This window comes from Pseudoalteromonas sp. APM04 (genome assembly GCF_022809815.1).
GTDB classification, from domain to species: domain Bacteria; phylum Pseudomonadota; class Gammaproteobacteria; order Enterobacterales; family Alteromonadaceae; genus Pseudoalteromonas; species Pseudoalteromonas marina.
The window spans coordinates 851,489-872,886 of record NZ_CP094441.1 but is presented as its reverse complement, the minus strand read 5'-3'; the positions used below and the strand labels follow the sequence as shown (position 1 = coordinate 872,886).

The following is a 21,398-nucleotide window of genomic DNA, read 5'->3' as shown; positions in this document are numbered from 1 at the left end:
TACTATTTTAGTCTTCACCATAGCCTAGGCTTCTAAGTGCGCGTTCGTCATCAGCCCAACCAGATTTAACTTTTACCCAAAGCTCTAAAAATACTTTGTTATCGAGCATTTCTTCAAGATCTTTACGGGCTTCACGGCCAATTACTTTTAGCTTTTCGCCTTTGTTACCAATAACCATGCGCTTTTGTGTTTCACGTTCAACTAAAATTAACCCATTGATATGCCAAACACCGTTTTCTTGCCACTTAAACTGCTCTATTTCAACAGTAACCGAGTAAGGTAATTCTTCACCCATAAAGCGCATTAGCTTTTCACGAATAACCTCTGCAGCCATAAAGCGCATCGAACGATCGGTCACGTAGTCATCTGGAAAGTAAAACTCACATGGCGGAAGACGTTTGGTTACTTCGTCTTTTATAAGGTCAATATTTTTACCTTGCTTAGCCGAAACCGGCATAATGCTTACAAAGTCAAACTTATCGCCTAATAACTTCATGTGCGGAAGCACTAAATCACGGTCTTTCACTTGGTCAATTTTATTAATAACCAACATCACGGGCTTACCGCTTTGTGATACTTTATTTAGTACCATTTCATCATCAGCAGTCCAGTGTGTTCCTTCAACCACAAAAATAATCAGTTCTACGTCACCAATTGAACTAGACGCAGCACGATTCATTAAACGGTTAATTGCGCGCTTTTCTTCTATGTGAAGTCCCGGCGTATCAACATAAACGGCTTGATGTTTACCTTCTGTATGAATACCCATAATACGGTGGCGCGTTGTTTGCGGCTTACGTGAAGTAATACTGACTTTTTGCTCAATAATCTCATTGAGTAAAGTCGATTTACCTACGTTAGGACGTCCTACAATGGCAATCATGCCACAAAATGTATCAACATCGCCTTCATGAGGTTGTATTAGGGTATCAAGATTCATTTTTAATTATCTTCAATGCTTTTTCAGCAGCTTTTTGTTCGGCCTTACGGCGTGAGCTACCAACAGAAATTATGCTATCCATTCCATCAACAATACATTCAACCGTGAATGTTTGATTGTGCGCTTGGCCCTTTGTATCAACCACAGTGTAGCCTGGTAAAGGAAGTTTGCGACCTTGTAGATGCTCTTGCAGCAGGGTCTTCGGATCTTTTTGATTAAGCCCTGGTGAAATAGCATCTAAGCGTGATTCGTACCACGATAAAATAAGCTCGCTGCAACGCTCAATACCTGAATCTAAGAACGCAGCACCAATGATGGCTTCTACTGCATCGGCAAGTGTTGATTCGCGGCGGAATCCACCACTTTTAAGCTCACCTGGGCCTAAACGTAAGTAATCACCTAAACCAAATTCAACGCCAAACTCAGCAAGTGTTTGACCACGTACCAGTGTTGAACGCATGCGGCTTAAGTCGCCTTCACGTGCTTTAGGGAATTTGGCATAAAGTGCATTAGCAATAACAAAACTCAAAATTGAGTCGCCTAAAAACTCCAAGCGCTCGTTATGCTGACCTTTGTGACTGCGGTGCGTCATTGCCTGTTCAAGTAAACCTTGATCAGAAAACTCGTAGCCGATTTTGTTGTATAACTCTGTTACATTTTTTTTCATTGTTACTGAATATTACCTAGGCGTTCAAAGCGAACACCAGTTGGAACCCATCCTGGTAAAACATCATCAGGGCCATTCTCAAATTCAAAACTCATCCATATAAAGACAGCTTTCCCCACCAAGTTTTCTTTTGGTACAAATCCCCAAAATCGACCATCTTCACTATTATCTCGGTTGTCACCCATCATAAAATAGTGATCTGCGGGTACAACCCACTCATCGGTGCGAGTACCAGCTTGTCTGAAGTAGCGACCTTTTTTCTCTGGAACCTCAGGGTAAATTAAAATATCGTGACCATCTTCTGTTAGCGATTCATTTATTCGAACCGATTCCATGCCTTTTAGCATAAACTCGCCTCTATCTTTCACTTCCATGTCAATTTTGTTGTACTCACCACATTGTAAGTTACTGCGGCTTACTTCACCTTCAGCACACTTTGGCTGAATGTATAGGTGCTTATCGCGGTATACAACCTTATCGCCAGGTAGTCCTATTGTTCTTTTGATGTAGTCAATTGTTTCATTACCAGGAAACTTAAAAACAACAATATCACCACGTTCTGGCTCGTCCATCTCAACTAATTGAGTGCGCCAAACAGGGTCTTTTATACCGTATGAATACTTTTGTACTAAAATAAAATCGCCCACGAGTAGTGTTGGCATCATTGAACCTGACGGAATTTGAAAAGGTTCAAAGATAAACGATCTGAAAATAGTAATAGCAGCAATCATCGGAAAAATCGATTTTGCAGTTTCAGTTAATACTGGCTCTGGTGCAATTAATGCTGCTGTTTCATCATCTAACTTTGCGCCAGCAGAGGTTTGTGCTAACGCTAAACGCTCTTGCCTTTTTGGTGCATACATTAAGTGGTCTATTAACCATATTAAGCCTGAGCCTAAGGTTAACAGCACCAATAAAATTGAAAAGTAACCAGCCATTTATAATCCTTTGTTGTTATTTGCCAACTTTCAAAATAGCTAAAAACGCCTCTTGAGGTACTTCTACATTACCTACTTGTTTCATGCGTTTTTTACCATCTTTCTGTTTTTTGAGTAGCTTTTTCTTACGACTCACATCACCACCGTAACATTTGGCAATTACGTTTTTACGTAGCTGTTTTACAGTTGTACGCGCAATAACATGCTGGCCAATCGCTGCTTGAATTGCAATATCAAACATTTGGCGCGGAATAAGCTCTTTAAGCGCATCAGCAAGCTGACGACCACGCGATTGCGCACTGTCTCTGTGAGCAATAATTGCAAGCGCATCAACACGTTCACCATTAATTAAAATATCAACGCGCACCATGTCTGAGGTTTGAAAGTGCTTAAAATTATAATCTAGCGATGCAAAACCACGGCTTGTAGATTTAAGCTTATCGAAGAAATCCATTACCACTTCAGCCATTGGTAACTCATACGTTACTGCAACTTGCTTACCGTGATAAGTCATTTTGGTTTGGCTACCGCGCTTTTCAATACATAGGGTAATTACATTACCTAAGTACTCTTGCGGTACTAATATATTTGCCTCAACAATCGGCTCACGAATTTCTACAATGTCATTTACTGCGGGTAAGTCAGACGGATTATCGATTTGGAAAGTGCGATCGTCCTTCGTTACGATTTCGTAAATTACCGTTGGTGCGGTTGTAATCAAATCAATATCGTATTCGCGCTCTAAACGTTCCTGAATAATTTCCATGTGGAGCATACCCAAGAAACCACAACGAAAACCAAAGCCAAGTGCCGTTGAGTTTTCTGGCTCGAAGAATAAAGACGCATCGTTTAAGCTTAGCTTGTTAAGCGCATCACGGAATGACTCATACTCGTCAGACGCAATTGGGAACATACCTGCATATACTTGCGGTTTAATTTTCTGAAAGCCAGGTAAACGTTCTGGTGCTGCGTTTCTTTGATGTGTGATCGTATCACCAACGGGTGCACCGTGAATCTCTTTAATACCTGCGATAACAAAGCCTACTTCACCGGTACGTAAGATACCTGTATTGGTTTGCTTAGGTGTGAATATGCCCACTTGATCGGCTGTATGAATGTGCTCGTTAGACATGATTTTAATTTTGTCACCCGTGCGTAGCTCACCGTGCTTAATGCGCACAAGCGATACAACACCTTGATATGGGTCAAACCATGAATCAATAATTAGCGCTTGTAGAGGCTCATCTTTTTCACCAACTGGCGGCGGGATGTCTTTGACGATCATTTCAAGTACTTCGGCAATACCAACACCTGTTTTAGCACTACACTGCACAGCGTCTAAAGCATCAATACCAATAATTTCTTCGATTTCTTCAGCAACACGCAATGGATCTGCTTGTGGCAAATCGATTTTGTTTAATACAGGAATTACTTCTAAGTCCATTTCAATTGCGGTGTAACAGTTTGCTAAAGTTTGCGCTTCAACGCCTTGCCCTGCATCAACAACTAATAATGCGCCTTCACATGCAGCTAAAGAACGCGATACTTCATAGGTGAAGTCAACGTGCCCTGGGGTATCGATAAAGTTAAGTTGATATGTTTCGCCGTCATTTGCTTTGTAGTTCAACGTTACACTTTGCGCTTTGATGGTAATACCACGTTCGCGCTCAATATCCATTGAATCTAAAACTTGTTTTTGCATTTCACGGTCGGTTAAACCGCCACAAACTTGAATCAAACGATCTGAAAGGGTCGATTTACCGTGGTCAATATGGGCGATTATCGAAAAATTACGGATATGCTTCATAAACTGAGTTCAATACTTCTTATTTAAAGGACTAAATATGGATACCTAAGTGACTTGCAAATACTTGTTTTAGCATGCTTTTTAATTAATTCAAAACATACATAATGACGAAAAATGATATAAACAATCAATAACGGCTCACACAGCAACCATGCTGGTTAACATTTATTAAATTGTTTTAAATCACAGCTTCCTGTATTTCCAAGTTACTTGGGTATAAAACGCCAATTTTACATTTAATTGGCGTCAATCACCATCTATTTGAGTTAAAGGGATGCTAATTGGGTGAATTTTTACTACTTTTATATCGTGCCTGAGCGATTTAACACGTGTTCTTGCAATATAAAACCCCAAAACACCGCCCATAACAGCTGCAAATATTTGCCACACTTCGCCCATTATTAATAACTCAGACGTAGCAAGTGCAAAAACAAGACTTAAAAAAAGCGGCAGCATATACACAGCAAATGCGTGTTTTACCATATGGCTATCATCAAGGGATAAAGTGATCTTCTGGCCTATTTCGACAGGGGACTCAAATTTATAAGGGAGTGTTTTTTTTGCAGTGCCAAATAATTTACTAAATACTTGGGAGCCGCAACGACCGTTGCAGCCAGCGCAAGCTTGCTTTTGCTCGGCTTCTAAATGAGCCGTGTGACCACTAAGGGCCACAACAGTGAGGGTTTGTTCAATCATAACAATCCTTACGAATCGTTTATAAAGCGCGCGTAACAGATTCGGCTATTGCCTTTGCAGTTAGGCTTGGCACATTACCAACAACCGATACATCAAAATTACCGCCATTATGCACATAAACCGTTGTAGCGCCAGAGGTGAGTGCACCACTTAAACGTTTACCAGGTAGTGGTCGCTGAATAAATACCGACACTTCAACAAACCCATCTGAATATAGATAGTAATCCGTAAGCTCATTATTCAAATCTAGCTTGTGTCTGTCCGATTTGAGTAGCTCAAAACCGGCAGGTAACCAGCTTATTTTCCAGTTAGTTGACGAATTATCAACTCCTTCCAACTCGCTTTCAGGTAAGGGTGTAGGAAAATTTCGATTTAACACTTCTAATAGCATAGGAGCTGGTTGTTCAGTCACACTAATATGGGTTAACTGAAGCTGCTCAAGAGCTTCTCCTTGATGGTTTACATAAGCAGCTTTTAATAGCAGCGCCGATTCCATATCAAGCCAAATCCAGTAGTTATATTTGTGCTCATCTTTTGACTCTATACGTACAAGTTGTGCAGCACGCCCAGCAATACGCCCTTTTCCGCCAAGTACAAAATCGTAGTGCTCACTTAAGCGTTGTATGTCTTTAAAAAGTACTTCTGGGATAGGCCCTGCAATAGAGTCTGTTTTTAGTGAATAAGGTTCAGACTGAGGTTCAAAGTAAGTTACCTGGTCGTTGACTCTAATCATTTCAAGGCCTGCGCCATTGAGCAAACTTAAGTGTTCGAGTTCAGTTTCACCTTGTTTGGCGTGCACCCATCGATAGGGTTCCATTGATTTACCTTTAACAACCACAAACGAGGCATCAAAGTTACGATTATGAACAGCATTAGCCATTTCTAATAATAACGTTTTGGCAGGATTTGTGTCGTTGGCAACTGCAGTAAAGCTCAATACCAACGACAGAACAAAAGTGATTACTTTCATTTAATTAGTTTTTTTCCTCTTGCGCTTTTGTTTCATTTTGCGCTGTTTGAAGAGAGTTAGCAACACGTGCTTGACGTTGATGCTCTAATACTAACGCGCCAATACGCTGTTGTTGCAACTCACGTAAACCTTGCTCTGCGTTTTCAAGAGCGGGCGCAGATGAGTAGCTTACTGGTGACGCCATACCTGTTAACGGTGTTGTTTGCAGTAATGGGATTTCATTTTGCTGTGGATCACTTTGCGGTAACGTGCTTACTCCCACAATCGCAAACATTGCCACACTTGCGGCAATTGCAAGCTGAGCAACAGGCTTACGCCAATTAAATGCCACTACGTTATTCTGTTCTGGCTTATCGTCCACTTTAGACTGCGCTTTCGACTGGGTAAAGTCAGCATATACAGGCTCGCTTTCAAGTGCTAGAGCAACGCGTTCGCTAATATCAATATGGATGTCGTGGTTATTTTTTTGAGCACGCATTGCATCACCAATTAACGCATAACGACCAAACGTAGAAACATCTTGCTCTGCAATTTTTGCATCAGCTAGGTGCTGCTCGCCATCAAGTAATGCAGATAACGATTCGTTATCTAACTTGTTAAGGTGTGCTTTTGTCATACTAAGACTCGCCTATTAATGGGTTTAATTTGTTATCAATTGCTTCACGGGCACGAAATATACGCGAACGTACTGTGCCTACAGGGCAATCCATTACCACAGCTATTTCTTCATAGCTCATACCCTCAATTTCTCTGAGAGTTATTGCGGTTTTAAGGTCTTCAGGCAAACTATCAATTGTATTAAAAATTACAGCGCGAACCTCTTCACTTAATAAAAGGTTTTCAGGTGATGCGTTTGAACGCATCGAGTCACCACAATCATAAAATTCAGCTTCTTCAGCGTCAATATCATTAGCTGGCGGCTTACGCCCCTGAGCAACTAAATAATTTTTAGCACAATTAACGGCAATACGGTATAACCAAGTATAGAAAGCACTGTCGCCTCTAAAGTTGGGAAGTGCACGGTAAGCTTTTATAAAAGCTTCTTGCGCTACATCAGCAATATCGCCTTGATTTGATACATAACGAGAGATCAAACCTGCAATTTTGTTTTGATACTTCTTTACTAATAGATTGAAGGCATTTTTATCGCCCTGCTGCACTCTTCTTACTAGCACTAAATCCAATTCCTGCTCGCTCATTCGAGCCGGTACTCCTATGTCTGGTTTTTGCTTGTTATTCATATTATCGCCATTGTTCACAAATACTCTGACCGCGACATGAATAAAAAGTTCTGCTTAATATTATTTTTATATAAAATAGTTCATAAATAACGGCGCTAAGCCATTAAAATCACTACATAGTGGTATGACAAATATGATACAACTACACATATTAAAAACAAATACTGCTTTATTTAAGCATTGTAACCGCAAAGTACCCCTGACATGAACCAAAATAAACATCACATCGCAGATGTCGCAATTATCGGAAGCGGCGCGGCTGGCTTATCTCTTGCCTTATCACTAGCTAACTATTGTAACGTTACCGTTATTAGTAAAGGCGCGCTTACCGAAGGCTCTACACTTTATGCACAAGGTGGTATAGCCGCAGTATTTGATAAAAAAAATGACAGTATTGAATCGCATGTTGAAGATACTTTAGATGCTGGCGGCGGCCTATGTGACCGTGAAGCTGTTCACTATACAGCAAGTAATGCACACGATTGCCTTCAATGGCTAATTGACCAAGGTGTGCCTTTTGACATGGAATTTGATAGCAAAGGCAAAGAGCGTTTTCACTTAACGCGAGAAGGCGGTCATAGCCATCGTCGAATTTTGCATGCCGCCGATGCGACTGGTAAAGCCGTTCAAACAACATTAATAAGCCAAGTGAAATTACATAAAAACATCACTCTACTTGAGCAATACAATGCAATTGATTTAATTACTGATAAAAATACTGGCAAAGCAGGAACACACGTTGAGGGTATGTATGTGTGGAACAAAAAAGCTAAAAAAGTCGAAACTATATCGGCTAAATTTGTAGCACTTGCGACCGGTGGAGCAAGCAAGGTGTACTTATATACATCTAATCCTGATGTATCAAGCGGTGACGGTATTGCTATGGCTTGGCGAGCTGGCTGTAAAGTGGCTAATATGGAATTTAATCAATTCCATCCCACCAGCTTATACCACCCTGAATTACAAAACTTTCTAATTACCGAGGCAATGCGCGGTGAGGGCGCGTATTTAAAACGCCCCGATGGCACTCGCTTTATGAAAGATTTTGATGAACGTGAAGAGCTAGCCCCTCGTGATATAGTCGCTCGCGCAATCGATTTTGAAATGAAGCGCTTAGGTGCTAATTGCGTTTACTTAGATATTAGCCATAAAGATAAAGAATTTATTATTGAGCACTTCCCTACCATTTATGCAAAATGCTTGAGTGTTGGGTTAGATATTACAAAAGAAGCGATTCCGGTTGTCCCTGCCGCACACTACACTTGCGGTGGTGTAATGACTGACTTTAATGGTAAAACAGATTTAGATAATCTGTATGCAGTTGGTGAAGTAGCTTACACCGGCCTGCACGGTGCAAACAGAATGGCAAGTAACTCATTATTAGAGTGCATTGTGTTTGCCCATGCTGCAGCGAAAGATATTTTAAGTAAAATTGAACATGCACCAGAACCCATGACCTTGCCGCAATGGGATGAAAGCCGTGTAACTAACTCGGACGAAGAAATAGTCATTACGCATAATTGGCATGAGCTACGCCTATTTATGTGGGATTATGTCGGTATTGTTCGTTCAACTAAGCGTTTAGAGCGCGCACTACATCGGGTTGAGTTGCTGCAACAAGAAATACACGACTATTATGCTAACTTTAGAGTAAGTAACAACTTACTTGAGCTACGTAATTTAGTGCAAGTAGCAGAGTTAATTATTAGAAGTGCAATGCAAAGAAAAGAAAGTAGAGGGCTTCATTACACAATTGATTACCCTGAGCAAAACGAAAACCCAACCCCCACTATTTTGACCCCTGAGCGCCATTAACCGCACTCAAAACAGCTCGTTTTAATCGGGCATAGCTTTGCTTATCAACACCATTGGCTGAAATAATAAGCCAATGGTTGTTATTAAATCCTTTTATAAATAGCCAAACACTGCCCATAAACACTTTGCTTTTTGGACCTATTTGCCCTTCTATTTTATGTACGTCATTTTCGAATCTAAACAAACTAGGCTCTAAAATAATCACGCCCATTTGCGGTTGGCAGGCTTTTACTTTACGCCAGACTAAAACCCCGGTTATCAGGTTGGCAAAAATACATATTAGGATTGCCAAAAAAGAGCTTAAAAATAAACACATTATTAAAATAAGCACACAAAAAAAGACCACAATGGGTTTGTGGTCTGCTTTATTATTTTTTACAGTGAACCTATACACGAACTCTGTTTAATATGAGTTGTACCATACTATTTAGCTGCTCGTCTTTGCATTTTTCATGGCCCATAAACCATGCAAATAGATCAGGATCTTCTTGTGTTAACAAGCGCTGAAAAATAGCTTGTTGCTCTGCATTTAAAGAATCGTATGCTTCTTCTACAAACGGCATAAACAAAACATCTAGCTCTAACATACCACGACGACAAGCCCAACGAATACGTGCTTTACTATGAATTTCAACCATTTTAAACCTCATACTGAATTGACTCGAGTTTAACAAACACAAGCCGGTTTAGCAGCTATTAATCAACTATAAAATAAATACACCCCTGCGGGTGCTTGTCTGTACCATACGTAGCAACTGCGTTATTATGTCACTTCATTTGTATTGCAAAGAAGGTTTTTATGTCTAGCGTTTACGCATGTCCGTTATCTCACCAACTTATTAGCCTTACAGGTGCTGATAAATTATCTTATCTGCACGGGCAAATTACTCAAGATCTAAATAAACTAACCAACAGCAATTTTTTATGGACCGGCCACTGTAGCGCCAAAGGAAAACTTTGGGGCGTATTTAAGCTATTTTCTCACCAAGACAGTTACTACTTATCTGGCAGTAGTGCTGAGGTAGAGCAATCGTTAGTTGAGCTAAAGAAATACGCAGTATTTGCAAAAGTAGACATAAGTGCGTCTTCAAACCGGTTAATTGGCCTTATTGGTGATGACTTATCTACGATTTTAACAGAGCTGGGTATTGCTTTTGACGACAATATAATAGCGTGTGACTTTGATAACGGTAAAGCATTGAAGCTGGCTGATAACCGAGTGTTGCTTATGGTTAATAGTCAGTTTGCAATCCCTGATAGCGTTTTAACGCTTGATAACGATGCCCTGTGGCAGCAAGCAGCAATTTTAGCTGGCGAGCCACAGCTGAGCAGTGATGCAATTGGTGAATATGTGCCGCAAATGGTTAATTTACAAGCCATTGGTGGAATCAGCTTTAAAAAAGGCTGCTATACAGGGCAAGAAACTGTAGCCCGTATGAAATACCTTGGTAAAAATAAGCGAGCAATGTATATCGTATCAGGGCAAAGCGAAAGCATGCTGGACGAACCCGAACTTGAAGTACAACTGGGTGAAAACTGGCGTCGTGCTGGTAAGCTTATTGCGCAAAGCTTTGATGAAAAAACAAAGATCTTAACTGGCCTTGTTGTGTTGCCAAACGATACTGAAACAACGCAAGTACTTCGTGCAAAACACGCGCCTCAGGTAGAGCTAAACATTCTGCCTCTGCCCTACTCTTTAGATGATGAATAAATAGGAATGACTATGATCGTTGCGGCAAACAAAGTGGTAAAAATGCATTATTCAGTGATGGATAATGATGGTAACAGCATTGATAACTCGTTCGGTGGTGAGCCGCTACATTTTATTGTGGGTACTGGTTATCTAATTTCAGGCCTTGAAAACGCACTACTAGGTAAGCAACCTGGTGACACGCTAAGCGTAAAAGTAGAACCTGAAGATGGTTACGGTGAACGCCATGACAACCTAATGCAAGCTGTACCAAAGTCGATGTTCGATGGTATGGAAATTGAAGTGGGTATGCAATTTCGCGCATCAACAGATGATGGCGACCAATCAGTAATGATTATTGATATTCAAGATGAAGAGGTCATTGTTGATGGCAATAACCCGCTTGCAGGTATTACGCTTAACTTTGATGTAGAAATACTTGAAGTGCGTGACGCAACAGAAGACGAACTCACCCATGGCCATGTACATGGCGAAGGTGGTTGTGGTCACGACCACTAATAAAACCTTTTATAAAAAAGCGCCTAAGGCGCTTTTTTTATATCATATTATTACGTTTAACCACCTTGGGGTCACTTTGTTGCTTTTTAGGCTGTGCCACTGGTACGTTTTGTTTTTTTAGTGCGTCTAGTAACCCTTGTTGGTCGTTTGTACCCACTCTATACAAGGTGCCATCGTTAAGCGTTAGCTGAACAGCACTAAATCCAGACACAGTATAAACCCACCCATCGTGCGTTATACGAATACCAATACCATGCCTGTAAGAGTTTTGAACTGCTTTCGCCTCAGAAATATCGCTAAGCGTAATTTGCTGGCCTGCCACACCAGGGCCAAATCCCCAGCTAATTGTTTTATCGTTTACTTTAACTGTTAAGCCATGAAACAAAAAGCCCACCAGTACCAATACACCTGCAAAAATAATTAACGGCCAATCTGCCCCAATTAAATTCCACGCTAAAGCAACAAAGCCACCAATCCAGGTCAAAACAAAAAAGATAAACACCGCATACTGTTTATGCTGATACATATTATTCTCTAATTAAATAAAATACTTAAAAGCTATACACTAAAGTAGCACTGAGCTCAGAATCAAACTTAAGTTTATCATCTTCTGGTTTTGAATTATAACGATACATATAAGCAAACTTAAGAGACACCGCCCCTATAACCTGACTAATCAGCGCAGTTTCAGACTTTAATCGTGAATTTAACCCTGACAATGACTGCTCTATACTCACATCTTGATTAAAACGTGTGCGTTTTGAAACCAGTCGCTCCCATTGCATAGCAACACGAAGTAAGTAACCGGTTTTACTTTCTTCGCTTTCACTCACCGTTGAGTCTTCATCAGCTACCGAACGGTACAAACCAGGCCCGATATCAATATCTACTTTGTTCTTAGTGCCCTGATAAACACGCGCACCATACCCTGTTGCAATGGTGCTTTTAAATTTAAGGCCACTAAACTGATCTTCCTCGTAATCGCCATAAATAAAAAACGATGAATTTTTAACGCCTACTTTGTAGTTACCTTGTGCAGATACAAACACACGGTTTGCAGTTACATCGCTGTCTCCAGTGTCGTCATTTTCGTCGCGCTTATAAAGGGAGTCAATTTTGAATTGGTTTCGCCACTTTTCAAAATCTTGGTAAAGGTTACCTTTGAGCTTAAAGCTGGTTGAATTGATATTACCCCGAGACAAAATAAACCCAAACTCAGTATCGCCGTAAAGCATTTCGCCTTTGTGTAAATCATGAATTTCTTCGTCAGAAAGCTGCCCATACTCATGAAAATCTTCAAATGGATCAACAGCCCAGCAAGAGCTACTAATTAAAATAAAAATTATAAATAAATACTTACGCAACATTCTCTCTCGCCACTTAATAAAAAATAAACAAGCAGTGGGGCTTATTCACTTTCTTTCCATAAAATATGGCAAAACGGAGCGTCTTTATCACGGCTAATTAAAATTTTTGCAAATAGCACATCTTCATTATCAAACTCTAAACCCACTAACACTTGAATAAAGTGTTCTGGCTCAATTTCAAGCGCTACAAAATCTTGCCACTGGTCGTCAGGTTCATCTTCTTCAATAAAGCCAAGGTCTTCTCGATATTCATTAAAGTTTTCAACGTCGTCATCACTTAAGTTACTCGGTGCTAACTCTAAAAAAATATCATAAGCTTGATGTGTTGCTTCTTCGATTGTAAATAAACGTGGACCCGACATAGTTGCGTAACCTTAACCTTAATAATTGGCGATATGTTATCAAATCTGATTAGCTATTTGATAAAAAAGCGTTTAAAAACCTGACTTTTTTAACCTCAAACCACACTTTGTTAATTATCAAAATAAAACCAAGTCATTCAGACTGCTCATTTACAAATAAATTCAATCTATTTTAAAAACTACATCACTTTACTTCACCTTTCTAACCGCATAAGCTCAAGCAACAGGTCAGAGGAGTTAATAATGATAAAACTAGAAAAGCAAGACGGTATTGCAACGGTTACCTTGAGTCGAGCTGATAAACAAAACGCATTAAACTTTGCTATGTTTGTGTCGTTAAATAACACGATTAAAAATATAAAAAAGGATCGTACTATTCGTGCGGTAATTATAAAGGGGGATGGCGATCATTTTTGTTCAGGGCTTGATATTGCCGCAGTTATGGCCTCACCTTTAAATATCATAAAATTACTGTTTAAGTGGTTACCCGGCAACCAAAACTTAGCGCAAAAAGTAGTACTGGGTTGGCAGTCGTTAAGCGTACCTGTTATTGCACAAATTAATGGCAATTGTTTGGGTGGGGGTTTACAAATAGCGTTAGGAGCTGATTACAGAATTGTTCACAATGACGCCAAGCTAGCTATTATGGAAGCCCGCTGGGGGCTTTGTCCTGACATGGGAGCAAATATAATGATGGGCGGACTTGTTAAACGCGACCAAGCACTTTGGCTTGCAAGCCACGCGAACCCTATAACTGCAGAGCAAGCAAACGAGCTTGGACTGGTAACACAACTGACAAACAACACTGAACTTGCAACCCAAACACTGCTGAGTACATTGCTTGAACGCTCACCCGATACCCTAGCTGCTATTAAACGTATCACTCAATTAAGCTACAAGTCACGGCAACGAGAAATACTCGCAAAAGAAACCTGGAGTCAAATTCGTTTACTAGCAAATCCAAATACAAAAAAAGCCATTGCAAAAGCAAAAGGTAAATCCGATATAAAATACAAAAACGCCAAACGGTGGTAATGCATTAATAGCGGTAATACTAAGACACAATGTACACGCTGTTATTGATTGTTAAACTAAATGCACCCTATTAGATTGAGTAATAATGATGAAATACCTTTTAAGTAGCGCAATCATTTTGCTGTGTTTAGCTTGCGCTAAACTTATTATGCATTATACAGGAGGCAGCTTTCCTGCCCCTTTACTCGCTATGGTTATTTTATTAGCGTTGCTGCTAGCAGGCATAGTAAAAGAGCAACACCTAAAGCCTTGTGCCTCTCCAATTTTAAATGTTATGCCTATTTTTTTTATTCCCGCTGGCGTTGGCTTTATTGAACACCTAAACCTTATAAAATCTAATTGGCCTTTTTTAATGTCTGTTATTTTTATTGTGCCAGCAAGTACATTATTACTAGTTAGCTCAGTAATGGTTTTTTTCAAAAGTAGAAAAAACAATGACTGAATTAAAGCCTGACATTTGGTGGTTATGTGTTCCTATAATTATTGCTTTGTTTTTACTGCTTAGGGCCTTTAACACACGCATGAAAAACAGTGCTTTAAAATCAATTACAAACCCTGTTTTTTTAAGTATTGCCGTTATTGCTTTGTTATTGATTAACTTAAACCTGCCTTACTCCAAGTTTGCCCATCATAGCCAGCTACTAAGCTGGCTTTTAGAGCCCGCCATTGTCGCATTAGCGCTACCTTTGTATCAGCAGTTTATTCACGTACGTAAAAACCTATTACTCATACTAGGTACTTGCAGTTTAGGTATTGTAAATGCAACTTTTGTGGCTTTTTTATTAAGTGTATTTTTTAAGGTTCCTTCTGAGCTAAGTGCCTCTGTGGCGGCACTTAGCGTCACAACGCCTATTTCTTTAATTGTTACAGATTCATTGGGGGGGATCAGCTCTTTGGCCGCCGCTATGGTTATTTTTATTGGCTTATTAGGGGCATTATTTGGTTTCATGCTGTTTAAATTGGTAAAAATAGGCAGTCATGAATCCCAAGGTGTTGCTATGGGGACGGCCTGCCACGCTATTGGGACAGCAGCGGCACTTGCTGAACACCCTAAAATAGGTGCATTTTCATCAGTAGCTATGGCGCTCAGTGCATTGCTAACGGCCATAATAGTCCCACTCCTCTATCCTTTTTTAGTAAACAGTTTGCTATAGTTTACAAAAATTTAATTACACGAGTTAAGAGCCCATAATGATCAGTTCTGAAATCGAACAGTTTGAAAAGTATTACAATATGCTCACTGAGTATTTAGTTACCTACAGCATGCAAATTGTAGGGGCTGTTTTTATATTGTTGATTGGCCTTTGGATAGCACAAAAACTATCTAAAATAGTCGCCAATTTAATGACTCGCCATAATGTGGATATTACGCTTACAAACTTTGTTAGTAGTGTTGTAAAAGTACTGCTTATTGTTATGGTTATTATTATAGCGCTTGGCAAGATAGGGATAAGTGTTACTCCCTTTGTGGCGGCAATAGGTGCAGCTTCTTTGGGTGCAGGTTTAGCACTACAGGGCATGCTGTCTAATTATGGTGCTGGCCTTGCCATTATCGCTACACGCCCTTTTGTAGTTGGCGATACCATTGAAGTTAAAAATGTAAGCGGTCAAGTTAAAACAATAGAGCTTGGCTACACCATTTTAATAGATGAAGAAAAAGTAGAAATCACCATCCCTAACAAACATATAATGGGCGAAATAATTCATAACTCATTTAGTTACTCGTTAGTTAAGGGTGAAATAGATATTGCCTATAGCGCATGTGCTGATACCGCAATTAATCTTATTGAAGAGGTACTCAACGCACACGAGTTAGTTGCTCAAAACCCGCACTCGCAAATAGGCATTGAGCGCTTTGCCGATAGCGGTGTTACCCTTAGCTACCGATACTGGGTACCCACCACGAAAATTATAGAAACAAAGTTAGCTATAAACGGTGGAGTGTACAAAGCCATTAACGACGCCAATATCGAAATTCCTTTCCCGCAACGTGTTGTTACCATAAATAAAAACGACCTATAACTGTAAATACAACGCTGGTCTAGCCAAGGGCTGGCGTTAAAATAACTCAACACCACTGACTAAAAGCCATACTGGTTTGCCATTTTTTCTGTACTATAAAGTTACAGCTTAACAAGCCGATACATATTTAGATCAGCAAAAACAACAATGAGTCACAATGAACCTCAGCCCATTTTATTTAGGCGATTGGCAGGTAAGCCCCCTATCAAACAGCATTCAACATGCTGGTAAAAACAAGCAGCTAGAACCAAAAGCCATGGATGTTTTGATCTATTTATGCTCAAAAAAAGGGGAGCTTGTTAGCAGTGACGAACTACTTAACCACTGTTGGAAAAATATTGAAGTAGGCGATAACCCGCTACATAAAATAATTACACAGTTGCGCAAAGCTCTTGGCGATAAAGCAAGTGCACCACAATACATAGAAACAATAAGAAAACGTGGCTACCGTATTATTGCAAAGTTAGACTTTCCTTTAAGTGAAGAAGCCCCCAAAGTAACAAGCTGGCAAGGTGGATCTCCATTTTTAGGATTAAGCGCTTATAATACAACCGATAACCACCTGTTTTTTGGCCGAAATCAGGCTATTACCACTTTATTGGAAAGAGTGGCTAGCCAAGTGAATTTTGGTCGCGCTTTTTGCTTAATTTTAGGTCCAAGTGGTACCGGAAAATCATCCTTAGTGAACGCAGGCATTTTACCTAAACTGCTTGATGAGCGCGGCTACAACGGGATTGGTGTTGTTTCGTATACTCAACTAGATTTTGCAGATATTGACCACAGCCGGCTTTATTTAGACTTAGCGTCTGCCATGCTTGATTGGGATATAAATAACCTGCCTGTCTTTGATGGTTTAAGCGCCGAAACACTCGCCCAGCAATTAACGCAAAACACTAATAACGTTATTCATACTTTAACAAATGCCCTAACTAAAACAGTACCAACGCTTAACAAACCGCAATTATTTTTGTTCATAGACCGTTTAGAGGTCCTACTTTCATCACCTTTATTTGATGATGAAACACGTAGCCAATTTTTATCAGTTATTGAGCGCTTAGCAACGTCTAAAGCGGTGATTGTATTTAGTGCGTGCAGAAACGATTTTTACCCTTTAGTGGTTGAGCAACCAAGCCTAATGGCTGGCAAAGCTAATGGCGCGCATTACGACTTAACACCACCGAACAGGCACGAGCTTCAACAAATTATTCGCTTGCCAGCAATAACCGCTAATTTAACGTTTTCACATGACCCACAAACCCAAACACCACTGGATGAAATACTCTGCGCCGATACCGCCAACAATCCCGATGCACTACCCATGCTGCAATACACACTGCAAGAGCTGTATTTACAGCGCAGTGATAATAATGAGTTGTTACACAGTGTGTATAAAAAACTTGGCGGTATTGAGGGCGCCATAGGCAAAAAAGCAGAAGATGTATTTATAGGCCTTAGCAACAAACAACAACTGCAACTAAAAAGCGTGTTATCACAATTAATAACGCTAAACCCTGATGGTAAAACTATTACTAGCCGCGCAGCCCGCTGGAAGGCATTAACTAACACTAGCCAAATAGAACTTGTACAAGCCATGGTCGATAGCCGCTTATTTGTATCGCACTTACAAAATGGCGAAGCCTGTTTTAGCCTTGCGCACGAAGCATTATTGCGTCAATGGCCACGCGCAAAGCAGTGGATAAGCGATCACAAAGATTCATTAGCAATAAAAAGCCGTTTACAACACCAAGCACAAAATTGGATAGATGAAGGTAAAAGTAATGCTTACCTCCTTGCGACAGGAAAACCGCTGCAAGAGGCCGTTACCTTATTGAACGACAACACATTTGAACTAGGCGATGACGAACACGCCCTTATAACCAGCTCTCTTAAGCATAGTAAAACAAAAACAACCATAAAACGTGGCACTGTCGCTTTGCTTTGTTTACTTACCTGTGTTGCCCTATTAATGAGTGTTACCAGCTTTCAAGCGCAGCAACTAGCACAGCAAAAACGCCAAGAAGCCGAAAGCTTACTCGGGTTTATGGTCGGCGACTTTGCGGATAAATTACGTAGCGTTGAACGTATGGACTTACTTGATGGTATTAGTAATAAAGCACTTGAGTATTTTACTGATCAAACTGACGATTCAAGTTCACTTTTTAGCTTTAGCAATAATAAAGCACAATTTAACAACCGTTTTCAGTACGCACAAACCCTTGAGGCCATGGGGGAAGTGGCCTATTCGCGCGGAAAAACCATTGAGGCCTTCACCGCCTTTGAAAACGCCCGCATTCGCCTTGAGGCATTATTAAAAATTCAGCCAAACAACTTAGAGCTACTCACGCTTGCAGGCGCCAATGCCTTTTGGCTTGGTCAATTAGCTTATGATCAAAATGATCATCAAGCTACTGAGCAAATGTTTAAAAGATACCACGATTACAGTAAAAAAATGTATGCGCTGGCAGCCAATGATTTTAACTCCATTATGGAATTATCGTATTCATCTAATTCTTTAGGTTCTTTATACATAAAAAAATCTAACTACAGCGCTGCAAAAAAGAACTTTGCAGAGTCACTTTTACTTAAGAATAAAGCGCTTGAACTGAAACCTAATAACAAAGACTTACTTCGAGATAAATCCGATACAATTAGTTGGCTTGCAAAAACAGAAGAGAGGCTAAGTAACTTTAATGAAGCAGTTAATATATTAGAAGCTGCAGTTAAAGTAATCACAAAATTGATTGCTAACTACCCTAGTGATGCAAGCCTTTTTTACACATCAGCAAACCTATATATGCAACAAAGTTATTTACTGAGCTATTTGAGTGATAAACGGATGGCACATAAAAAAGCCAGCTTGGCTAATCAAGTTATCAATGAAGCTTTAGTACAAGATCCAAAAAACAATAAATTTCAGCTTATGTATTATCGCTCTTTAGCACTTTCACTAATGCTATCTACTGATGAAGCTACTGACTCAACAATTGAAAAAATAATTAATTTTTTAAAATCTCAAAATTTTAAAAATACCAGCACTATTAATACACAAATTACACTGATTCAATATTTTATAAATAGACAATCATCACTCAAAGCGCAGAAGTTATTAACTGAGCTTGAGAATAATGAAAACTACAAACATCAATTATCCAACCTAACTAAAACTGGTGATTACTTAGTATATACAAGAATAAACTTAATCAAAGCAAACTTAGCTACAACTAATAAACAGCGAGAGCAATTTTGCTTAAGCGCTATCAAAGCTATTTCTGAAGCTGCAAAAATAAGTCAGAGCGTAAAAATAACATACCCACTAGTACAAGCTTATACCTGTTTAAACAGGGAAGACGAGATATCAGAAATAAAAACAAGCCTAGTTAAATTAGGCATTACGAACTTCCAACTATAATTACTCATAAAGGAAATAATATGAATAACACCCTAGAAAATGTCGACTTTCAAGTAAATATTAAACTTAACAATAGTGAAGCTATTTTTAGCTATACAAAAAATGACGAACCCGCTACTGGCGGTGGTGTTGTAAGAACTGAAACCGCTGGCAACTATAATTTAGACGACGCCACAATTCAAAATGGTTTCGTATTTACTGGCGCTACTATCACCGATATCGACACACAAAAACCATGCGCCCAAGACTTCAGCTATAAAGTAAGTGACAACGGCCACACAATTATCATTACCGACACAGATGAAAATAATGGCTCTGTATGCTTAATTTTTAACGTTGAATGTAATGGCAATAAATATGAAAGCACTGATCCACAAGTTAAGAATGAAAAAGAACTCTAATTAGTAATACTTATTCTTAAATTGCACAGGACTAATTTATGCCTGTGTCATTAATTTATACCCCCCCTTAGCTATCAACCAATAATAACCAATAATAACCAATAAAACAACAACTTAAAAAAGAAGATTACCGAAAGGTTTAAAACCCATAAATTGAATACACTGCTAGACATCAAGTTTCATTAACAATAAAAATGAGCAACTGCCATGTCTAACAATAATCAACACAGCAAACTAAATAACGAAAATATCGCTGTATCAACATTAGTAAACAGCCTTTCTGAGCGTGTTAACAATGAAAAAATAAGCGCGATTATTAATGTCACTAACGTTATGGCCGATGCTATATTTATTGTGAATGCACAAGGTGTTTTTGAATCGGTAAACCCGGTAGCTGCACGATTTTTTAATGTTCCTTCAGATATATTAATTGGTAAAAAGTGGCAGCATTTTTTACAAGAGCAATACCGTGACGATTACGAATACATGTTTGAAAGTTGGAAAAACAATTATCAAACGCCGCTAAATCATGGCCCCAAAGAAGTAAAAATAATTAAAGCTAATGGTAACTTTTTAGATGTAGAACTTTCGGTTTCATGCATTCCACCAGCAACAACTAATAATACTCCTTTATTTATTTGCATCATGCATGACATTTCTAAACATATAAAAAAGTATAAAGTACTCGAAACACTTTCAAAGCTCGATCACCTAACTGGTATTGCAAATCGTGGAACGTTAGAAAAAACTATCCACAAAGATTGGCAAACATGTCTAATGAACAAGCAACCATTAAGTTTTATATTGATTGATATTGATTATTTTAAATTATTTAACGATAACTTTGGGCATGTAAAAGGTGACAAATGCTTGCAAAAAGTAGCAAAAACAATTGAAGAATGCCTGCCGTCAAAAGACAGCTTAGTTGCCCGATATGGTGGAGAAGAGTTTGCCGTGGTATTACCGCGATCTCATATTTCAAACACTGAGATGATAGCCAAGCGTATTCAAGATAGAATTTTAAATTTAAACTTTAGAGAAATAGGCCTACCTGACAACGTTAAAATTAGTGTTAGCCAAGGCTTAGCGTGTGAATACAATAACCAATATAGAACATCTGAAGCATTAATGTGTGCCGCCGACAGCGCTTTGTACAGAGCTAAATCGCAAGGAAGAAACATGATTTGTATTAGGTAATGATTAATATTTAAAACAATAAACTTTTTAAAGGCCATTTTATAAGCGAAATGGCTTTTAAATTTATCCAGAACTGGCAATAAAAACTTACATTTCTTTACAAATCTCGTTTAAAATCCAAGCCTTTCTTAAAGGTTTTATTTATTTAAATTCATTAACTTGCAATAATAACACCACCTAAATAATAGATTGATTTAGTATAAATTTAAAACAACATGATAGACCTTTTATTTTTGTTAACATATAATAATAACTAATACAAAATAACTAGAAAAACCTCGAAATGCTTTCCTTTGAGCAATAGTTTAAAATTAACATAACG

At 39.1% G+C, this 21,398-nt stretch carries 23 protein-coding genes; 10 read left to right on the top strand and 13 right to left on the bottom strand.

The annotated features are described in order from the left end of the window. Positions 1-7 precede the first annotated feature (7 nt). The 8 genes from era to rpoE form a co-directional block, all read right to left on the bottom strand. Positions 8-940: a GTPase Era gene (gene era, locus MTP24_RS04095; RefSeq protein WP_058428511.1), complete on the bottom strand. Its 933-nt coding sequence runs from the start codon at positions 938-940 to the stop codon at positions 8-10. Beyond that, on the bottom strand, positions 930-1,607 hold the full coding sequence (gene rnc, locus MTP24_RS04090; RefSeq protein WP_006794149.1) for a ribonuclease III: 678 nt from the start codon (positions 1,605-1,607) through the stop codon (positions 930-932). The genes era and rnc overlap by 11 nt, the downstream gene beginning before the upstream one ends. Positions 1,608-1,609: 2 nt before the next feature. Further along, positions 1,610-2,545 (bottom strand): signal peptidase I, encoded by a 936-nt coding sequence (lepB, locus tag MTP24_RS04085; protein ID WP_008132752.1) that lies wholly within the window; start codon positions 2,543-2,545, stop codon positions 1,610-1,612. Positions 2,546-2,561: 16 nt separating this feature from the next. Beyond that, entirely contained in the window at positions 2,562-4,352 is a 1,791-nt protein-coding gene (lepA, locus tag MTP24_RS04080; RefSeq protein ID WP_008132753.1) for a translation elongation factor 4, read from the bottom strand. Positions 4,353-4,598: 246 nt separating this feature from the next. Beyond that, positions 4,599-5,048 (bottom strand): SoxR reducing system RseC family protein, encoded by a 450-nt coding sequence (locus MTP24_RS04075; RefSeq protein WP_008132754.1) that lies wholly within the window; start codon positions 5,046-5,048, stop codon positions 4,599-4,601. 19 nt (positions 5,049-5,067) lie between these two features. Beyond that, the gene (locus MTP24_RS04070; RefSeq protein WP_008132755.1) at positions 5,068-6,018 is read right to left on the bottom strand and encodes a MucB/RseB C-terminal domain-containing protein; all 951 of its coding nucleotides are present in this window, start codon (positions 6,016-6,018) and stop codon (positions 5,068-5,070) included. Positions 6,019-6,022: 4 nt separating this feature from the next. Then, on the bottom strand, positions 6,023-6,634 hold the full coding sequence (locus tag MTP24_RS04065) for an RseA family anti-sigma factor (protein WP_203984476.1): 612 nt from the start codon (positions 6,632-6,634) through the stop codon (positions 6,023-6,025). 1 nt (position 6,635) lies between these two features. Continuing rightward, positions 6,636-7,217 (bottom strand): RNA polymerase sigma factor RpoE, encoded by a 582-nt coding sequence (gene rpoE / locus MTP24_RS04060; protein ID WP_006794143.1) that lies wholly within the window; start codon positions 7,215-7,217, stop codon positions 6,636-6,638. A 246-nt stretch (positions 7,218-7,463) separates the two neighbouring features. On the opposite strand from rpoE, the gene nadB reads away from it, so the two are divergent. Beyond that, positions 7,464-9,074: an L-aspartate oxidase gene (nadB, locus tag MTP24_RS04055; protein ID WP_006794142.1), complete on the top strand. Its 1,611-nt coding sequence runs from the start codon at positions 7,464-7,466 to the stop codon at positions 9,072-9,074. On the opposite strand, the gene MTP24_RS04050 is transcribed toward nadB, so the two are convergent. Continuing rightward, on the bottom strand, positions 9,049-9,405 hold the full coding sequence (locus MTP24_RS04050; protein ID WP_033025877.1) for a hypothetical protein: 357 nt from the start codon (positions 9,403-9,405) through the stop codon (positions 9,049-9,051). The two genes, nadB and MTP24_RS04050, sit on opposite strands and share 26 nt — an antisense overlap. Before the next feature lie 55 nt (positions 9,406-9,460). Further along, the gene (locus MTP24_RS04045) at positions 9,461-9,712 is read right to left on the bottom strand and encodes a succinate dehydrogenase assembly factor 2 (RefSeq protein WP_006794140.1); all 252 of its coding nucleotides are present in this window, start codon (positions 9,710-9,712) and stop codon (positions 9,461-9,463) included. 161 nt (positions 9,713-9,873) lie between these two features. Between MTP24_RS04045 and ygfZ the strand changes: the two genes are divergently transcribed. Both ygfZ and MTP24_RS04035 read left to right on the top strand, forming a co-directional pair. Then, on the top strand, positions 9,874-10,785 hold the full coding sequence (ygfZ, locus tag MTP24_RS04040; RefSeq protein ID WP_243532910.1) for a tRNA-modifying protein YgfZ: 912 nt from the start codon (positions 9,874-9,876) through the stop codon (positions 10,783-10,785). A gap of 12 nt (positions 10,786-10,797) precedes the next feature. Then, the gene (locus tag MTP24_RS04035) at positions 10,798-11,283 is read left to right on the top strand and encodes a peptidylprolyl isomerase (RefSeq protein ID WP_243532908.1); all 486 of its coding nucleotides are present in this window, start codon (positions 10,798-10,800) and stop codon (positions 11,281-11,283) included. Between the two features lie 37 nt (positions 11,284-11,320). Here the strand turns inward: MTP24_RS04035 and MTP24_RS04030 are convergent, their stop codons facing one another. Genes MTP24_RS04030 through MTP24_RS04020 form a run of 3 tightly spaced genes read right to left on the bottom strand, consistent with a single transcriptional unit; the run spans position 11,321 to position 13,012 of the window. Next, positions 11,321-11,809, bottom strand: a complete 489-nt coding sequence (locus MTP24_RS04030; RefSeq protein WP_058550905.1) for a hypothetical protein — start codon at positions 11,807-11,809, stop codon at positions 11,321-11,323. Positions 11,810-11,834: 25 nt separating this feature from the next. Next, positions 11,835-12,647, bottom strand: coding sequence for a DUF481 domain-containing protein (locus MTP24_RS04025; RefSeq protein WP_243533662.1), 813 nt, complete (start codon positions 12,645-12,647; stop codon positions 11,835-11,837). 44 nt (positions 12,648-12,691) lie between these two features. Further along, on the bottom strand, positions 12,692-13,012 hold the full coding sequence (locus MTP24_RS04020; protein ID WP_006794135.1) for an HI1450 family dsDNA-mimic protein: 321 nt from the start codon (positions 13,010-13,012) through the stop codon (positions 12,692-12,694). A 243-nt stretch (positions 13,013-13,255) separates the two neighbouring features. Here MTP24_RS04020 and MTP24_RS04015 point away from each other — a divergent pair, with 243 nt between their 5' ends. The 7 genes from MTP24_RS04015 (at position 13,256) to MTP24_RS03985 (ending at position 21,076) form a co-directional block, all read left to right on the top strand. Then, complete coding sequence (locus tag MTP24_RS04015; protein WP_243532906.1) at positions 13,256-14,047, top strand: crotonase/enoyl-CoA hydratase family protein; 792 nt, start codon at positions 13,256-13,258, stop codon at positions 14,045-14,047. An 88-nt stretch (positions 14,048-14,135) separates the two neighbouring features. Further along, the gene (locus tag MTP24_RS04010) at positions 14,136-14,489 is read left to right on the top strand and encodes a CidA/LrgA family protein (RefSeq protein WP_058428504.1); all 354 of its coding nucleotides are present in this window, start codon (positions 14,136-14,138) and stop codon (positions 14,487-14,489) included. After that, positions 14,482-15,201 carry an LrgB family protein gene (locus MTP24_RS04005; protein WP_243532904.1) on the top strand — a complete coding sequence of 240 codons (720 nt, stop codon included), beginning with the start codon at positions 14,482-14,484 and terminating at the stop codon, positions 15,199-15,201. Before MTP24_RS04010 ends, MTP24_RS04005 begins: the two co-directional genes overlap by 8 nt. 37 nt (positions 15,202-15,238) lie before the next feature. Beyond that, entirely contained in the window at positions 15,239-16,069 is an 831-nt protein-coding gene (locus MTP24_RS04000) for a mechanosensitive ion channel family protein (protein ID WP_008132787.1), read from the top strand. 157 nt (positions 16,070-16,226) lie between these two features. Further along, positions 16,227-19,478 (top strand): winged helix-turn-helix domain-containing protein, encoded by a 3,252-nt coding sequence (locus tag MTP24_RS03995; RefSeq protein ID WP_243532902.1) that lies wholly within the window; start codon positions 16,227-16,229, stop codon positions 19,476-19,478. Between the two features lie 20 nt (positions 19,479-19,498). Further along, entirely contained in the window at positions 19,499-19,879 is a 381-nt protein-coding gene (locus tag MTP24_RS03990) for a DP-EP family protein (RefSeq protein ID WP_243532900.1), read from the top strand. A 207-nt stretch (positions 19,880-20,086) separates the two neighbouring features. Next, complete coding sequence (locus MTP24_RS03985) at positions 20,087-21,076, top strand: sensor domain-containing diguanylate cyclase (protein WP_243532896.1); 990 nt, start codon at positions 20,087-20,089, stop codon at positions 21,074-21,076. Positions 21,077-21,398: the final 322 nt, after the last annotated feature.

What these genes read in the sequence shown, in the direction of transcription:
- MTP24_RS04010 (WP_058428504.1), top strand. Translation starts at nt 14,136, where the DNA reads ATGAAATACCTTTTAAGTAGCGCAATCATTTTGCTGTGTTTAGCTTGC.
- MTP24_RS04075 (WP_008132754.1), bottom strand. Translation starts at nt 5,048, where the DNA reads ATGATTGAACAAACCCTCACTGTTGTGGCCCTTAGTGGTCACACGGCT.
- MTP24_RS04000 (WP_008132787.1), top strand. Translation starts at nt 15,239, where the DNA reads ATGATCAGTTCTGAAATCGAACAGTTTGAAAAGTATTACAATATGCTC.
- MTP24_RS04045 (WP_006794140.1), bottom strand. Translation starts at nt 9,712, where the DNA reads ATGGTTGAAATTCATAGTAAAGCACGTATTCGTTGGGCTTGTCGTCGT.
- ygfZ (WP_243532910.1), top strand. Translation starts at nt 9,874, where the DNA reads ATGTCTAGCGTTTACGCATGTCCGTTATCTCACCAACTTATTAGCCTT.
- lepA (WP_008132753.1), bottom strand. Translation starts at nt 4,352, where the DNA reads ATGAAGCATATCCGTAATTTTTCGATAATCGCCCATATTGACCACGGT.
- rnc (WP_006794149.1), bottom strand. Translation starts at nt 1,607, where the DNA reads ATGAAAAAAAATGTAACAGAGTTATACAACAAAATCGGCTACGAGTTT.
- MTP24_RS04005 (WP_243532904.1), top strand. Translation starts at nt 14,482, where the DNA reads ATGACTGAATTAAAGCCTGACATTTGGTGGTTATGTGTTCCTATAATT.
- MTP24_RS04070 (WP_008132755.1), bottom strand. Translation starts at nt 6,018, where the DNA reads ATGAAAGTAATCACTTTTGTTCTGTCGTTGGTATTGAGCTTTACTGCA.
- MTP24_RS04030 (WP_058550905.1), bottom strand. Translation starts at nt 11,809, where the DNA reads ATGTATCAGCATAAACAGTATGCGGTGTTTATCTTTTTTGTTTTGACC.
- MTP24_RS03990 (WP_243532900.1), top strand. Translation starts at nt 19,499, where the DNA reads ATGAATAACACCCTAGAAAATGTCGACTTTCAAGTAAATATTAAACTT.
- MTP24_RS03985 (WP_243532896.1), top strand. Translation starts at nt 20,087, where the DNA reads ATGTCTAACAATAATCAACACAGCAAACTAAATAACGAAAATATCGCT.
- era (WP_058428511.1), bottom strand. Translation starts at nt 940, where the DNA reads ATGAATCTTGATACCCTAATACAACCTCATGAAGGCGATGTTGATACA.
- MTP24_RS04015 (WP_243532906.1), top strand. Translation starts at nt 13,256, where the DNA reads ATGATAAAACTAGAAAAGCAAGACGGTATTGCAACGGTTACCTTGAGT.
- rpoE (WP_006794143.1), bottom strand. Translation starts at nt 7,217, where the DNA reads ATGAGCGAGCAGGAATTGGATTTAGTGCTAGTAAGAAGAGTGCAGCAG.
- MTP24_RS04020 (WP_006794135.1), bottom strand. Translation starts at nt 13,012, where the DNA reads ATGTCGGGTCCACGTTTATTTACAATCGAAGAAGCAACACATCAAGCT.
- MTP24_RS03995 (WP_243532902.1), top strand. Translation starts at nt 16,227, where the DNA reads ATGAACCTCAGCCCATTTTATTTAGGCGATTGGCAGGTAAGCCCCCTA.
- lepB (WP_008132752.1), bottom strand. Translation starts at nt 2,545, where the DNA reads ATGGCTGGTTACTTTTCAATTTTATTGGTGCTGTTAACCTTAGGCTCA.
- MTP24_RS04035 (WP_243532908.1), top strand. Translation starts at nt 10,798, where the DNA reads ATGATCGTTGCGGCAAACAAAGTGGTAAAAATGCATTATTCAGTGATG.
- nadB (WP_006794142.1), top strand. Translation starts at nt 7,464, where the DNA reads ATGAACCAAAATAAACATCACATCGCAGATGTCGCAATTATCGGAAGC.
- MTP24_RS04065 (WP_203984476.1), bottom strand. Translation starts at nt 6,634, where the DNA reads ATGACAAAAGCACACCTTAACAAGTTAGATAACGAATCGTTATCTGCA.